The 15,048-nt window shown below is 68.9% G+C and carries 15 protein-coding genes; 9 read left to right on the plus strand and 6 right to left on the minus strand.

All coding sequences use genetic code 11. The annotated features are described in order from the left end of the window. The first annotated feature begins 28 nt into the window (after positions 1-28). Entirely contained in the window at positions 29-727 is a 699-nt protein-coding gene (locus ACFRU2_RS04580; protein ID WP_382967489.1) for a collagen binding domain-containing protein, read from the plus strand. 380 nt (positions 728-1,107) lie between these two features. Here the strand turns inward: ACFRU2_RS04580 and ACFRU2_RS04585 are convergent, their stop codons facing one another. Further along, on the minus strand, positions 1,108-1,761 hold the full coding sequence (locus ACFRU2_RS04585; protein ID WP_382967491.1) for a hypothetical protein: 654 nt from the start codon (positions 1,759-1,761) through the stop codon (positions 1,108-1,110). 240 nt (positions 1,762-2,001) lie between these two features. On the opposite strand from ACFRU2_RS04585, the gene ACFRU2_RS04590 reads away from it, so the two are divergent. The 4 genes from ACFRU2_RS04590 to ACFRU2_RS04605 all read left to right on the plus strand — a co-directional run bounded on the left by ACFRU2_RS04590 (position 2,002) and on the right by ACFRU2_RS04605 (position 4,631). After that, on the plus strand, positions 2,002-2,157 hold the full coding sequence (locus tag ACFRU2_RS04590; protein ID WP_382967495.1) for a hypothetical protein: 156 nt from the start codon (positions 2,002-2,004) through the stop codon (positions 2,155-2,157). Positions 2,158-2,666: 509 nt separating this feature from the next. Continuing rightward, positions 2,667-3,287 (plus strand): transposase family protein, encoded by a 621-nt coding sequence (locus tag ACFRU2_RS04595; RefSeq protein WP_382967497.1) that lies wholly within the window; start codon positions 2,667-2,669, stop codon positions 3,285-3,287. A gap of 66 nt (positions 3,288-3,353) precedes the next feature. Next, positions 3,354-3,905: a hypothetical protein gene (locus ACFRU2_RS04600; RefSeq protein WP_382967499.1), complete on the plus strand. Its 552-nt coding sequence runs from the start codon at positions 3,354-3,356 to the stop codon at positions 3,903-3,905. A gap of 33 nt (positions 3,906-3,938) precedes the next feature. Further along, complete coding sequence (locus ACFRU2_RS04605; protein ID WP_382967501.1) at positions 3,939-4,631, plus strand: hypothetical protein; 693 nt, start codon at positions 3,939-3,941, stop codon at positions 4,629-4,631. A 323-nt stretch (positions 4,632-4,954) separates the two neighbouring features. On the opposite strand, the gene ACFRU2_RS04610 is transcribed toward ACFRU2_RS04605, so the two are convergent. Continuing rightward, positions 4,955-6,481, minus strand: coding sequence for an FAD-dependent oxidoreductase (locus ACFRU2_RS04610; RefSeq protein ID WP_382967503.1), 1,527 nt, complete (start codon positions 6,479-6,481; stop codon positions 4,955-4,957). A gap of 583 nt (positions 6,482-7,064) precedes the next feature. Between ACFRU2_RS04610 and ACFRU2_RS04615 the strand changes: the two genes are divergently transcribed. After that, entirely contained in the window at positions 7,065-7,601 is a 537-nt protein-coding gene (locus ACFRU2_RS04615; protein WP_382967505.1) for a hypothetical protein, read from the plus strand. A gap of 303 nt (positions 7,602-7,904) precedes the next feature. After that, positions 7,905-8,765 carry a hypothetical protein gene (locus ACFRU2_RS04620; protein WP_382967507.1) on the plus strand — a complete coding sequence of 287 codons (861 nt, stop codon included), beginning with the start codon at positions 7,905-7,907 and terminating at the stop codon, positions 8,763-8,765. 463 nt (positions 8,766-9,228) lie between these two features. Here the strand turns inward: ACFRU2_RS04620 and ACFRU2_RS04625 are convergent, their stop codons facing one another. Further along, entirely contained in the window at positions 9,229-9,732 is a 504-nt protein-coding gene (locus tag ACFRU2_RS04625) for a hypothetical protein (RefSeq protein ID WP_382967509.1), read from the minus strand. Positions 9,733-10,628: 896 nt separating this feature from the next. Here ACFRU2_RS04625 and ACFRU2_RS04630 point away from each other — a divergent pair. Next, on the plus strand, positions 10,629-11,855 hold the full coding sequence (locus ACFRU2_RS04630; RefSeq protein WP_382967511.1) for a hypothetical protein: 1,227 nt from the start codon (positions 10,629-10,631) through the stop codon (positions 11,853-11,855). A gap of 19 nt (positions 11,856-11,874) precedes the next feature. On the opposite strand, the gene ACFRU2_RS04635 is transcribed toward ACFRU2_RS04630, so the two are convergent. From ACFRU2_RS04635 to ACFRU2_RS04645, 3 genes are all read right to left on the minus strand, one after another. Further along, positions 11,875-12,840: a glycosyltransferase family 2 protein gene (locus ACFRU2_RS04635; protein WP_382967513.1), complete on the minus strand. Its 966-nt coding sequence runs from the start codon at positions 12,838-12,840 to the stop codon at positions 11,875-11,877. Further along, positions 12,824-13,300 (minus strand): hypothetical protein, encoded by a 477-nt coding sequence (locus ACFRU2_RS04640; protein ID WP_382967515.1) that lies wholly within the window; start codon positions 13,298-13,300, stop codon positions 12,824-12,826. Before ACFRU2_RS04640 ends, ACFRU2_RS04635 begins: the two co-directional genes overlap by 17 nt. Before the next feature lie 336 nt (positions 13,301-13,636). Next, entirely contained in the window at positions 13,637-14,173 is a 537-nt protein-coding gene (locus tag ACFRU2_RS04645) for a hypothetical protein (RefSeq protein WP_382967517.1), read from the minus strand. A 361-nt stretch (positions 14,174-14,534) separates the two neighbouring features. Here ACFRU2_RS04645 and ACFRU2_RS04650 point away from each other — a divergent pair, with 361 nt between their 5' ends. After that, positions 14,535-14,771, plus strand: coding sequence for a hypothetical protein (locus ACFRU2_RS04650; RefSeq protein ID WP_382967519.1), 237 nt, complete (start codon positions 14,535-14,537; stop codon positions 14,769-14,771). The last annotated feature ends 277 nt before the right edge of the window (positions 14,772-15,048 follow it).

The raw sequence follows: 15,048 nt of genomic DNA on the forward strand, positions 1-15,048 counted from the left end.
CACGTACCCGGCTCGATCATGTCGTGCCATGGCATCTCGTGAACTGCGCCGGACATGGGCTTCGTGGCGCCCCTGGATCTTCGGGACGGTGACGGCGGCGCTGCTGGCGGCGACCCCTACGTACGCTGCGGCGGCAGAGCCGTTCCCGAACAAGGCTCCGGTCAGCGGCGGCAGCCCGGGCGCCGTGTGCCCACCGGGTCACGGCGGCTGGTTGACCCCCCACAGTGATCTGGCCTTCCGCAGCGGCCCTTGCCACCCCCCGCACCATTGCCCCGACGGTTCGCCGGGCTGCGACGGTCCCGGCCTGCCCGTCACCGGTGCGGTCGCCGTGATCAAGGAGGACCAGAACACGGGCGACCCGCTGGCCGGCGCCGTCTTCCAGATGTGGGAGGAGACCAACGGCATCCCGGGTCTCCAGACCACCGGCGCCGACCCGGACACCGACATCGGCGGCCCCTGCACCACCGGGGCCAACGGTGTGTGCTCCCGTACCGCGGAACTCGGCACGTACTACTGGGTGGAGACTCAGGCTCCGCCCGGGTACGAACTGCCGATCAATCCGGTGTTCGGCCCGCTGACGCTGTCGGAAGGGAACATCGAGGAGGGCGTGACGGTCATTGCCGAGAACACGCCGGAATCCGATGCGCTCAAAGGCCGTCACGTCGTCCGGACCGGCCCACCGACCCTCGGTGCCTCGCCGGACGAGAAGCGCACCGCGGCGGCATAGCCGGCCACGGCTACCGGTGTCACGACCACACCGGCTCCCCAGCAGTTGACCCCATGCCGGCCACGTCCTGCTCGCGGGAGCAGGACGGAGGAGGGGCCGGGACCGAATGCAGGGAGGGCCTCGGCCACCTGTCGGTGACCGAGGCCCTCCGAGCTCGCGCAGCTCCTTCAGCAGCGCCACGTCCGCCGCGTGCCCGTCGATGACGGTGCCGCCATTGCCCCGGTGCCGACGCATCAGCGCCCAAGCGGCAGGACTCGTCTCCGTTCAGGCGGCCCAGGTGCGCGCTGACGGCAGCCAGGCCCTCGTTCTCGCCCAGTTGCTGCATCCGGTCGGCCAGCGGCGGCCCGGTCCCGGCCGTGGGGGTGCGGTAGATGGGGCGGTCAGTGTTCGAGGTCGGCGCGCATGGAGGCGAAGAGGCGGGCGGCGTCGGCTGGGGTGGTGCGGGGGAAGAGTGCGACGGCGGCGGTGGTGGTGTCGGACCAGCCGCAGATGACGTCGGTGGCGTTGGCGGACTCGGGCAGGCTGAGGCATTCGAGGGATCCGCCGAACGGGCCGGGCTCGTACGGCTTGGCGGTGGTGGGGGTGCCGGTGGAGCCGTTCTGCAGCGCGTAGTCGATCAGGCCGCGCCAAAGGTGCTCGCGACGCTTGTTCGGGTCCTCGGGAACGCTGTCGACGCCTACGAAAAGGATGCGGCGGCCGGAGGTCTGGCCGGCACGGTTGTAGTCGGCGACCACCAGGTGCATGCCGTCACGCATCTCGCCCGGGTCTATGGGGACGTCGGAGACCGCGTTGGCGCCGATGGCCTTGGTGAGCCCGCCGGCGGTGGCGGCCTCGGTCAGCGTGCGCTTGCCCGAACCGGCGGGCGGGGTGGAAGCGGGCCTTGCGGGCGCGGAGACGGGCGCGGAGACGGAGGCGGGAGCGGCGGGAGCGGCGGGAGGGCTTTCGGCTTCGGCTGCAGGGTTGCAGGCGGTCAGCGTCAGCGTGGTTGCAAGGGCGATCGTGGCGAGGAGGGGGCGGGGACCAAGGATGGGCATGGCGGGGTCTCCCGGGTGTGGTGGCCGGCTGGGCTGCTGGGCCCAATGCCGCAGGCTAGTGGCCGACTGGGCGGGCGGGTGCCCTGAGCCCAGTTCCCTTACAGCACCGGGACATGGTGGTGACGTAAGAGCCTGGTGGTGACGGCACCGGGTCCCCTTTTTCACGTCTCCACATCGGTAACCAGCACGTCGCCCTCATCCGCACCTTCAACGTCCCTGAACAGGAGGCGGCCGCCGCCGGTGCCGGCCCCGCAGGTGCACTGCCGGTACGTCGGGGAGTGGGTGGCGACCAAGCACCGGTGGGCGCTGTCGGTGGACCCGGCCGAGCGTGAGGCGTTGCTGCGGTACGCGGCCGGCTGTCCGAACGCGGTGCTGGCCTTCGACTGGGCCGGCTGACTGACTAGGCCCTTCCCGGCGCCGTGATTTCGGCGGCGCCGGGGGTTGTGGGCCTCGGGGGTACTGGTCCCCGGATCGACCGCGATCGGCCATGTCCCCACGGCGCCCGTACTGCCTCACGCTTCGGACAAGTCAGTCGGGCCCTGCCGAAGCTGACGCTCCACCAACAGCCCGTCCGAGTCGACAACGAGCACCGACACCTCCGTCTGACCAGCAACGATCAGCCGGAATCTCTCCAAACGGGCGGGTGATCATGCCTGGAACACTCTTCCGGCGGGCCCGCCGGAAGACAACCCCACCCCGCCACCCTGCTGGCTATGTCCTCCTTTTCGGGGTTCTGGCACAGATCTTGGGGAGTCGTGGTGGAGCGTTACCCAGCCGTTCGATTGCGAGGAGACGGGTTCGCGTGAGACCGCGTACGCCTTGTCGTCCAGCGATCTGAATTGACGCTCCATCAGGTCACTGTCGCCCACTGCTGCGGTCGATTGTGGCCGGTGATGGTGCTGGTCATGCAGACCGAAGCACCGTTTTGGGACTCGTTGGTCTTCGAGGGGATCGACGATGTGGATGTCGAGGCGGTTACGACTGCGTTCGGCACGGTCGAGGTGGTGGCGAGAGGCCGAGCTGCCGGTTCTGCCTGTCCGGATTGCAGCCGCTTTTCGGACCGAGTCCACGACCGATACCAGCGCAGGCTGAAAGACCTTCCGCTGGCTGAGCAGGGCTTTGTGATCCGGCTGATGGTCCGGCGCTTCATCTGCGGGTCGGCGGACTGCCCTCGCCGGACGTTTGCCGAGCCGTTCTCCCAGCTGGCCGCCCCGCACGCACGGTTCACCATGCGGCTCAACCACGCCCTGGAGCGAGTGGGTCTCGCGCTGGCCGGGCGGGCCGGCGCCCGGCTGGCCGCCCAGCTGGGCTTCGGAGCCGGCCGGATGACCTTGTTATGCAGGGTCATGGCATTGCCCGATCCGCAGTTCAGTACTCCGCGGGTGCTGGGCGTGGACGACTTCGCGATCCGCCGTGGCCACCTACTCCACCGTCTTGACCAGCGTCGAAGACCATCGCGTGGTCGGCGTGCTCCCGACCTGCAAGGCCGGGCCGCTGGCTGCCTGGCTGCCTGGCTGCCTGGCTGACCCGCCACCCCGGCGTGGAGATCATCTGCCGGGACCGGGCGGGCGCCTACGCCGAAGGCGCCCGGCGTGGTGCCCCTGACGCTCTGTCGGTCGCTGACCGGTTCCATCCTGTGGCAGGGCCTCGGCCGAGCCGTGGAGACCTGCGTCGCCGCCCATCGCGACTGCCTGCGAGACCCATCGCCCAGCGGCACACTGCCGGAGGCCACCGGACTTGTCTCAGGTCGACCGCAGAACGACTCGGAGCCTGTCGGCCGGCGCGCCGAGCGAAAGAAGGCGGCACACGCCCTGGTCCACGAGCCCCTGGCCCAAGGCCACTCACGCCGGGCGATCGCCCGACACCTGGGCTGGGGCCTCAACACCGTCCCCCGGTGCACGAACGCCGCAGGTTGGCAGGACACCTTCCGCGAGAACCGCCCCCGGCCCAGCAGACTGGAGCCCTACAAGCCCTACCTGGATCGACGCTTCGCCGAGGGATGCACCAGCGTCACCCACCTCCACAGTGACCTGGTTGCCGACAACGCGCCCGTCACCTACCAGATGGTCCGCTCCCACATCGCCACCCTCCGCGGTGTTCCGCGATCGCCCGCGCCGGTGTGGGCGTCGCCGATAGCGTCGTAGCGCCGATCCGAGCAGTGGATGGGGAGGGGTGGGATGCCGACGACGGTGGTGGGGTTCCGACTGGGCAAGGCAGCAACCGGTCGGCAGGTGACCGTCCTGGTCACCGAGTCCGGCGTGCTGCACCGCTCCCACGGCGTGTACGGGCAGCCGCCCAAGCTCGATACGCCGAAGCTGCCGTTCCGCTACCTGCGCCCCGACCTGCCGTGGATGCAGGGCGAGCACGTGCTGACCGGCCCGATCAGCGCCCTGCGCGGACACCACGCCACCGCCATGAAGAACGGCTACGACGAGGTCCTCGTCCCGCCGGCGTGCGTGCGCCTTGATGTGGAGGAGCACCCGCTGCCACCGCGGGAGAACCCGCGCGCGCCCGTGCACCCCGAGCTGACCGAAGCGTTCCTCGGCGCCGCACCCCATACCGTGCAGCCGCTGGACCGTGCGGTCGACGCCTTCCGGACCGCGCTCGGCCTACCGGTCCGGCTGCGGAACGTGACCTGGCGGCCGCGGCAGACACCGGTCCCACCCCGGATCGAGGCCATGCTCCGCACCCTCGCCCACGGCACCGAGATCGCCTCCCCCGACCGGCTGGGCGTGGGCTGGAGCGTCACCCCCCAGACCGTCACGCTGCGAGCCGGCCGGACAGCACAACCCCTCGACCGCCAGGACGTCCTCGAACTGCAGGCCGCACTGACCGCCTGGCTGCGCCTCACGCAGCCACCGCCGTCGTAGCCGCCCATCTACGGGATGGCCTTCCGCGCCGCTGTACGGCGCAGCCGGGCGCGCACCCGGGGGCTGGGCGGCGGAGGCTGGCGGGGTGGAGTTCCCCGTGTCCGTCGCGCTGGCCGAGCCCGTCACCGTGCTGCCCGCGGGGCCGGGCTGGTGCTACGAGCCGAAGTTCGGCGGCTCTCCAGACACTTCGTGTGTGCTTCATTCTCCGTCCTCGTAAGGGGGGCCTGTGTCGGAGAGGGGCTGCTCGCTACGTGACGCCGGATACCAGGTCGGTGCGCAGCCGTCGATCAGGAGGATGGAGGGCCGCCGGAAATCCGGTGCCGTCAGGCCGTCGGGCGGCCGAACCAGCGGGAGGCCGCCTCCTCGAATCCGGCCCCAGCGGCGTCGGCGCCCTCCGCCCATGCCACGGTGCCGTCAGGACGGATCAGTACGGCCTCCAGTCCGAGACCGTCGACCGGGGTTCCGGCCGCGTACCGCACTCTGTCCCACCAGGCCGACGCCGGTCCCGCCAAGCGGCGCTCGGTAGTGAAGTCGAGGACGACGCCCAGTCCGTCCCGCATCAACCGACCCAGCGAGGCGCCGTCTTCGAGCAGGAAGTCGGGCGCGTTGCGGCCCACCAGCGGATGCGCGCCGCCGAGGTCGTAGCGCATCGACGATCCCGACATCTTCTCGAAGACGTACGTCGTCCCGTCCCGCGTCCCGAGCAGGTCGCGGACCACACCGCGGGTCGCCCACGTGCCGCGGTGTGGCCGCATGAGCGCCACCTGCGCCCGCGACCAGTCGAGCACCTGCGCGCCGACGGGGCGGCGTTCCTCGTCGTACGTGTCGAGGAGGCCGTCCGGCGCGTGCCCCCGTACGGTCGCCGCGAGCTTCCAGCCCAGGTTCACGGCGTCGCCGATACCGGTGTTCAGGCCCTGCCCGCCGAGGGGCGAGTGGATGTGTGCCGCGTCGCCCGCGAGGAGTATCCGGCCCTCCCGGTACGTCGTTGTCTGCTTGGCCCGGTCGGTGAAGGTGGAGACCCGCCCGACGTCGGTCAGGGTCACGTCGGTGCCCGACACACGGCGCAGCACCGTCTGGAGGTGATCGAGGGTCGGCTGCCGCGAGCGGTCGAACGCGCCGCCGTCGAAGTCCATCATCCCGAGGGTTCCGTCGGCACCCATGCGGAGGTACATGCCGGTCGGCGTCGCGTTGATCCCGGGGCGCAGCTTCTCCGGGTCGGTGAGCGTGGCGACCATCGTGTACCCGGTGAGCTCCGGTTCGGTGCCGGTGAATTCGAATCCGGCGAGACGCCGCACGGCACTGTGCGCTCCGTCGCAGCCGACGACCCAGCGCGCCTCGACGGCGTCCTCGCCCGCGGAGACGACCACGTGCTCGTCGTGCTGGACGACCGCGTCCACCGGGGCGCCCCGCCGAATCTCGACGCCGAGCTTGGTCGCCCGCTCGGCCAGCAGTGCTTCGACCGCCGGAAGTCTGATCATCAGGGTGTCGGGGGCCGGGCTGGGCAGTCGGTACGGCAGAGCGGTCAGGTCGACCTTGGCCGGATCGAGCATCACGCCTGCGAAGTGGCCCACGGCGAGCGGGCGTGACGTCCCGTCGGCCGCGGCCACCGCCGGGGCCCGGTGCCCTGCCATGTCGGCAGAGGTCTCCCGCAACGCGTCCAGCAGACCGCGCCGGTAGAAGGCTCCGGTCGAGAAGCCGAACAGGCCGCGCATCTCGAATGGCTGCGCCTGCCACCGCGAGTGCACCTCCTTCTCCTTCTCCAGCACCAGTACGGAGCAGCCCGCGAGGCCGAGTTCACAGGCGAGGAAGAGACCGACCGGGCCCGCGCCCACGATCACCACGTCGTACATGAGACATCCCCTTCCGAAGCACCGCCGGGCAGCCGCCCGGCCTTGACGCTGACGCTTCGAAAGGTGCCAGTACCCGCCGACACGGCTCCGACAGGGACCGACAGGACGCCGACCTCCCCTCGACAGGAAGCCGACAGCACGCCGACAGCACGCCGAGCCGAAGGCACACGCCGTGCGGCACATGCGCCCCGTGCCAGTGACTGCCTCTACTGGTCGGCCCGGTACTGCTTGCGCTCCTACGGTGCGCCCTGTCCCGAGACCGAGCAGGACCTCATCGGCCGCGCACGCCAACTCCGCCATTCACTGCACCCGGCCGATTCACGCGATATCGGGCGTGCGCCCGTTGCTGCACGGTGACCACCTTGGCCGACTCCGCGCCTGCTGTGGGGTGGGCGTGCTGCCGGCCGACGCGCGGTGTCCTGCAAGGTGTCGGAGACCGACGGTCGCAGCGTGGACCGCCGGCCTACTGGTCCGCCACCGGCCCGAGGAGGCGAATGGCCTGGTCCAGCTCGGCGAGGCGCTCCGTACGGCGCATCGGACCCTGGACGCTGGGCAGCTGCGGAAGCTGTCGCACGATCAGCATGTGGTGATCGGCGAGCTTGCGCGCACGGCGCGTGCCCTGGCCGCTGGGGCGGGGCAGGCGGTGAGCGAGCCGGTGCAGCGGGAGGTCGAGCAGATCCTCCACACCGTCCTCGCCGACGCGGACGTCGCCGCGCAGTGGGAGGCGGGCTGCCTCGCGACGAGCCCGGACCCGGTGTCGGGGTTCGCCGGTCTTGATCCACAGCCGGGCGCCGCCCCGCCACGATCGATCCAGCCGGCACCCGCCGGATCACCGAAGGGCCACCGGCCTCCCCTAGTACCGGCAGCGGATGCGGCGGCTGCGCTGGCTCGCCGCGAGCGTGTGAAGGCGGCCGAGGCGGAGTTGACCGAGGCCCGGGCGCAGGAGGTGCGCCTGGAGGCCGGCCAGGCGGCCGCGCTTGAGCTGGCGGAGCGTGCACGCGCGGCGGTCGAAGCGGCTGAGGAAGCCGTACAGGCCGTGGCGCAGCAACTGGAGACGGCAGGTGCCGCGAGGGCTGATGCCCTCTCCCGCGAACGGGAAGCCGAAGGCCTAGTGCTGTGACCGGCAAACCTTCCCGGTCGCAGCACTAGGCGCCGGGCCTGGATGCGACGGGTCCCGATGCGGCGCAGAATGGACGAGGGCGTTGCACATGGGCGGGAATCGCCGGTGGGCGCCCTGTTGGAGCTCAGGTCGTGCCGCCCGTCGCAGCCTCGGTCGACCCGTGACGTCGGCCGCTGCGACCGCATCCACGCGGGGAACCCCCTACGCACGGGCGACCCCACGACGCCCGACGCGCGCGCCCACGCGCGACGAAATGGGGCAATGATGAGGAAATCCCTGGTGGTCACGCTGGCGACTTCTGCAGTGGCGGTTCTGCTGGCGGGTCCCGTCACCCCCGCGTCCGCTTCCACGTCCTGCTTCGGCACCAGCGGGAACGCCTCGATCCTGTTCTACCGGACCGGTAGCGGCTCCGCCGTCACCGGAACCCTCTCCGCCGGCCACTGGGAGTCCAACGGGGAGTTCCACCTGCCGCGCGGCTACACGCACGCGACGGCGAGCCACGATTCGCTGCTGCTGTACAACAAGATCACCGGGGCTGGGGAGGTCGGCACCTTCACCGACGGCGAGTACGCGCGCACCCGCACCTTTGGCGACTTCCCGACGGGTTGGACCCAGGTCGAGGCCTCCGGCGACTCGGTGCTCTTTTACAACGGCCAGACCGGCCACGGCATCACCGGCACCCTGCGGAACGGAAAGTACCAACAGGTGCGCACGTACGACGACTTCAAGAAGGGCTGGGTGACCATGGCCGGCTCGTGCGACACGCTGACCGCCGCGGCCCGGCCAGGGGCGGCCACCTTCTCGTGGGACAAGAGCGAGTACGGAACCCTGGAAGGCGGTGTCTACGGGCACAGGGGCAGCTTGGTGGGGGAGGACCACCTGGGCCAACTGACCGCCACCAGGGACTCGGTGCTGTCCTGGGCGAAGGCGGGCGGGAAACTCGACTTGCGGGCGGGCACGGCGACCGACGGCTGGGTCTTCCAATTCCGCGGGGTCGGCACCTCCGACCTCTGGGAGAAGGTGGGCCGGACCTCGGACAGCCTGCTCTTCTACAAGTCCGACGGCACCGCCTCGGCCTCGAAGCTGGTCGACGGCGACTACAAGAGCGTCGGGCCGCTGGACGACATCTCCCCCGGCTGGACCCTCATCGAAGGCGGCGTATAACCAGGGCATGGCCGCCCCCGCCCCTGGGCGTCAGGGCTTGGCCGCCGCCGTGGCCTTCACGTAGAGCTGGGCAACATACGGCGCTCGCCGGTCGCTCCGGCCCGGTGAGACGCGACCGCCTGGCAGGCCCCGACAGGATCCCGGTGGCGGGTAGGCGGCACCGCGTCCCGTGTCCGGCCATTCGGAATGGCGATCCCCTGAAGCATGTGGGGCCCAGCGCGCCGAGGGCCACCCTGGCGGCGGGCATTGAACCTGCTGCGTGGCGCCCTGAAGGCGAGGGCCCCGCGGTCGGTGACTGCGGGTCCCCATGCCAGTCGAAGTCGTCACATCCGACCAGCACGACGAGCAACCCGGCAAACCTTCTCGGTCACAGCACTAGGCCTCGATGCCGGGGGAGCGGAGCCGCGGCAGTGCTGTCGGCAACATCTCCCGCAAGGCAGTGGCACCCGTCCGCCCGTCGGCCTCACACGTAGGTCCACTCCCGCAGGAGGGCTTCCCGCTCGGGCGGTTTCGGTGTGCCGGCGCCGTGGTCCCGGATCCAGGCCATGAGGGTCCGGGGGTCTGCCGCGCCCTTCCGGAAGCAGTCCAGGAGGCGCTGCGACAAGGCAATCTCTTGGGAGGTGTAGCCCCTGGTCGCCGCCGGCACCCGCACCTCTTCCGTACCGTCCTGCGTCGCGAGGACCAGGAACATCTGGGGCGGTTCCTCTCCGCCGTAGCTGGACCCCATCGTGACCACCGCCTCCAGTACCGCCGCCAGGAAGCGGCCTGCGCCCCTCCCCTCGCCCTCCGCGGGCGCGGCGTCCACGCTCGCGGAACGCAGGATCGACCAGGGCCACGCCCGGAAGCCGTCCGGGCCCCGGGCCTGTACCCCTTCGGAGGTGATACGGGCGTAGTGCCCCTCCGCGTCTGGCGGGGAACCTACGTATACCGAGTCCTCGGTGATCCAGAACAGTCCCAGCATCGCCACAGCTGACTCCTTGATGTGCGTGCCCGTCCGTCGCGAGCCCCTGTAATCGTTTCCGGCGCGCCTGCGGCGCCTGGTCCCAGTAGGCACCACCTCACTGGGCGGAACACGCCCCTGCATTTCGGGGCTTGACCGTTCGCGGAACCGGCGTCTCGCCACTACGGCCTTCTGTGCCCGCTGATCTCCGGGTAGGACTTGCCCGCGCCCCTGGGGGCGCCGGCTGCACTGCCCTGGACGTAGTCAAAAGTCAGCCCGGCTGGCGCGGCCGGACAGCGAGCGACTGAAAGCCTGGAGCTGTAGAAGGCGGCCTGGCCCAGAGGCTGCCGCCGAACACCCCACCCCGCCACCGCAATGCCCCGCTGGCGAGCACGGACTGTGCGTGGCCCCTCCCGCAGATCTGGCCTAAGCACAGCTTGGTCCGCCCGGCGCAAGAACGGCGGTGAAGGAGATCACCCGTGTGGCCCTGTCCGGGTGGTGGCTCGATCGCCTGCTGATCTCTGGTACCTACACCGCACTCTTCTCCCACTTCATCCCGTGCGGGGTATCGGGCCCGAGATGGCAGTGGAGATCGGCCACGGAGATTCGCAAGGCCTGCGTCTGCCGGTCCCTACTGGCCCAGCCAGGCGGTGAAGTACAAGCACATCGACCGGCTGTTCGGGCGACCCCGGAACCTGGCCGGAGGAGCAGCTCCGGATGCAGCTCCGCGAGGCGTTGGCCAGACTGATCGTGAAGCAGGGTGGCGAACGGCGGGCGGTCATGATCGTGGACGAGGCTCATTGAGCTCACACCGACGAGACGAGCGCGGAGCTGGAGATGATCGAATTCCCTACGTCCGCGCCTTCCCGCATGCACGGCGAGGCAAGGCTGGCGGGCACCGCCGACGGTAGGCGCGGTTCCTGATGCCTGATTCCGCGCGGGTGGAACTCACAACGTCGGCGCGCCGCGAGTGGCGCCCTGCTCTGCTGCCGCCCGTTGTCGCCTGGCTGGTCGCGAACATCATCACTTGGCTGGTCGCGAAAGCATCCATTGCAGGCGATGGATCCAAGATCGCTTACTGGTCCACAGGTGGTCGCCGCCGTTGGGATTCCGAACACTATCTATCCATAGCCAAGGCCGGCTATGAAATGTTTTGGTGTCGGGAACGGTATCCAGATTTTCGCGATGTGATGTGTGGAAATGTCGCATGGTTTCCCGGATATCCCATGTCGGTTCGGGTGGTTTCCAGCACCGGACTTTCCCATGAGATATCTGCTGTAGTCGTCACCGAGGCGTCTCTGCTGGGTATGTTCGCCGTGCTGTGGTGGCTGCTCGGCGCCCGGCTTACCTGGGCGACTGGACTCACCCTCGCTATCGGCACGGTGTTCCCAGGTGGCATCTATCTCCATGCCATCTTCCCGATCGCGACCGGAACTCTGGCATTGCTCGCCTGTATCGTCGGAGTGAAGCGCGGCTCGTGGGTCATTGCTGGCGCTGCCGGTTTCGTGGCAGCTGCCTGTTACCCCGTAGGCGCTGCGGCTGTCGGCATGCTGCTATCGAGCGCGTTCTTCGCATGGCGGAGAGACAGGTGGCCGCTACGTTTCGCGAAGGCCGGGTTGTCGGCGGTGCTCGCCGGCTCCGGCGTGCTCTGGGCGAAATGGCTCATGTGGCAGGCGACGGGTCGCTGGAACGCGTATGAGATCATGCAGAAATCCAGCTATGGGCAAGGTGACCTGCGTCAGCCCTTCGACGAGATGGGGAAGTTCTACGCTTTTCCGTTCAGTGACTGGTACCGACCCAAGGGGCATCTGCCGTGGCTGGTGGACCACAGTCTCGCCGCACACAAACCCCAGCTCTGGCTGAACATCGTATTCATGCTGCTCATCCTGTCGATGGTGGCGATTCAACTCATCCGGCGTCGTCGGCTTGAGGTCGAGGAGTGGGCAGCCTTTGTCCTGGCGGTGACAATCTTCTTCGCGCCGTTCTTTCTGGGCGCGCAGATGTCGTGGTATCGCAATCATGCGCAGGTGTTTGTTGGGCTCGTCCTGGTCCCACGCATGCCCCGGTGGGTCCAGGTGTCACTGTTGGTGTTGTGCGCAATCCAATACGTCTTCTTGAGTGCGATGTTTTTTGCGGGGGTGCTGGTGTGACTGGACGGTCCTGCGCCCACTACTGCTGCTCTTCTTCCGTGTCACGGGCGACTAGGTATGTGGGCCGGGCTTGGACGGCATTGTAAATGCGGGCCACGTACTCCCCGAGCATTCCCAGACAGAAGAGCTGAACAGCACCAAAGAACAGGAGCGTGACGATCAGGGAAGTCCAGCCGGGCAGCGTGTTTCCCGTGACGTAGACGACGAGAGTCCACGTGAGGAACGCGAGGCAGACGACAAGGCTGAGGGCGCCCATGGTCGTGGCCAGTCGCAGAGGGACCACCGAGAAGCTGGTGATGCTGTCCAAAGCCAAAAGGATCATTTTATGCAGGGGGTACTTGGTGGTGCCCGCCACTCGCTCTTCGCGCCGATAGGTGATCTGGCCGCCGGGGAAGCCGAGCGAAGGGATGAGTAGGCGGTAGATCTGCCGCTGGTCAGGGAAGGATTTGAGGGCATCCACGACGGGGCGGGACAGCAGACGGAAGTCGCCGGCCTGGGCGGGGACAAAGGAGCCGACCATGCGGCGCATGAGCCAGTAGTAGGCGGCGGCTGTTCGGCGCTTGAACCCGGTGTCCGTGGAACGGTCGGTACGGACGCCGTAGACGATGTCCAAGCCATCCGTCCGGGCCAGGGTGAGCATGTCCGGGATGACCTCCGGGGGGTCTTGGAGGTCTGCGTCGATGCTGACCGTGTAGGCGCCGCGGGCGCGGTGGAGTCCCGCGGCGAGCGCGGCTTGGTGGCCGCTGTTTCGCCGGAGGGTCACGATGCGCAGTTGGGGCCAGACAACGCGCAGATCTTCCAGGAGATAGGGCGTCCGGTCGGTCGAACCGTCATCGACGGCAAGAACCTCGTACGGTTCGCCGTACACGTCCAAAACCGGACGGAGCCGCTCCGCCAGGACAGGCAGGCTCTCCTCCTCGTTGAAGATCGGCACGACGATCGACAGAGCGATCGAAGCCCTGCGTGTGTCATACACAGCACTCATGATGCGGGAAGCGCTTGGAGTCAGCATTCGGAGGGACGGTCGTCGCGTGCCGTTCGTCGAGGGTGAGGTCTTCCAGTCGTTCTCGTGCTTTGGCCATGCCGGAGGGGTGGTAGGGCTGGGTCGGCTGGTCGAGCACGAGGAGGCGGACCGGGGTCCGACGCCGCGCTCGAGTCTGAGAAACCGGGCTTGGCTGATCATTTTGCCGCTGACGTAGGCGCGAGCTGGTGGAGCGGCCGGCGTACCGGATGGTCAGCGCGAGTTGCCCTGCGATTTGCTGCTCGTCGCGGAACCGGCCGCCGAGCTGCTCGGCGAGATCGAGTAGAGCACGGTGGTGCTCGGCGGGGTCGGGGATGTTGCGGTCGAAGCCCTCGGCTCGAACTCGGCATGCACGCTTGCCGCTTGCCGCTTGAAAAGCCGAGCGGTGTAGGAAGCCCTTGACGCGCACGCCCGCAGCAGCCACGTGTCCACGAACGCCGACCCCTTGTCGACGTAGATCGGCTCCGGGACCCCGCGCGCAGAGAGCACCGACCGCAAGGCGGCGGCCAGGCGGACGATGTCCTCGCGAACCCGAACCGGAGGCCCACGATCGCTCGGCTGTGCTTGTTGATGAACATCAACAAGTACGTCTTGCGCCCGCCGATCCTCGGTGCGGGGTGACCTTGCGATGAGTCTGGAGGGTAGTGAGTTCGGCGGCCTCGGCCTTCACGTCCATCAGCCGCGCTGGACACCGGCCGGTGGACGTGGCTGCCAGGGCGCGGTGGAACCGCCTCAGGCGTTTCCACCGCGCATATGCGTGTCAGCCCCCGATGATGCTGAGGGGGACGGTGCCCTGCACTTTGTCCCGCACCTGCGGTGTGACGCACTTGCCGTCACCTTCCCAGGCGTCGCGGTAGACGTAGCCAGGTGCGCACTGGTTGCTGCCCGGTTGACGGTTGGGGTTGTCGGCGTGCGCCGCAGCCCGCTGGTCCGGTGTCACGCAGAGGCCGTCGCCTTCCCAGGCGTCGCGGTAGACGTAGCCAGGTGCGCACTGGTTGCTGCCCGGTTGACGGTTGGGGTTCAGGGCGTGTGCCGAATCCCGCTGTTGCGGTGTGACGCAGAGGCCGTCGCCCTCCCAGGCGTCGCGGTAGACGTAGCCGGATTTACACAGGCCTGTGCCCGGTTCGCTGTTGGGATCGTCGATGCTGATGTTTGTAGCCGGGGACCAGGCAGGGGGTGCGATCGCGGCGGATGCCGGCAGCGCGAAGGCGCCGGCGCCGAAGACCACCGCGGCGATACAAAAGCCGAGGCGTGCGATCTGCTGTCCGGTGGTCGGGGAGTGAGGGGCATGGGACATATCTGCTCCTTGCGGTGTGCATCCGACGGGAGGATGCGGCTGACTGACCTCGCCGCGTCTCGGCGAGGACACACCTCAAGTAGGCGTGGGGGCGAGATCCGCTGCATGTCACTAAAAGCAGTGACTTGACAAGAAGGAACAGCTCCCTTGACCTGCTGGGGCGTCTTCCCTGCGCAGGACTAGAGCGTGTCTCTTTGAAGGGTTGGCCAGTCCATCGGATGTGCGTGTGCTCCGCCGGTGATCAGGTGGGCAGTTCCGCTCTCGCCACGGGAATCACCGGGCTTCATCTGCTCGCTACCCCGGAGTTCGTCGATCCGCTGCTCAGCGCCGACCTCGATCCCCCGTCGTCCAGCTCTTCCGCGTGCTGTGGCACGTGTGCTCACTGTTGCTCGCGGCCCTCGCGGTCGCCCTGACCTGGGCCGCACACGCTGAGCGGACGGTTGCACGGCCGGTCCTGGCCTTCGTCTGGTTCATCGCCGCAGTCTTCACCTGCGTCTTCTACGCCGTCGATCTGGCAGCCTTCGGGGGCGCGGTGTTCACCCTGCCCCAGTGGACCCTGTTCGTGCCGCTGCTCGTGCTGATACCGCTCTCCCGCTGACCTGGCCGCCGTGAAGCGGATACCCAGAGTCCGACGGGCGGTCGTCCTCACGACCCGAAGCTCGACGCCGACTTCACCCCGCTCCGCGACCAGGACCTGAGGCCACCGCCCTCGGCTAGGCCCCCTGACCGGCCATGTAATCCCGGCTCGGACACCAGGGAGCACGTCGCGCACATGAGTGAGGGGCTCCCGCGATGGGGGAGCCCCTCATAGATTCTTGAGCGGTACTCATCTGGAGGGCGTGAGCAGCTCTCCGTGCCGGAGCTCGCCACGCCAC

Source organism: Streptomyces sp. NPDC056883 (genome assembly GCF_042788835.1).
Taxonomy (GTDB): Bacteria; Actinomycetota; Actinomycetes; order Streptomycetales; family Streptomycetaceae; genus Streptomyces; species Streptomyces stoeckheimensis.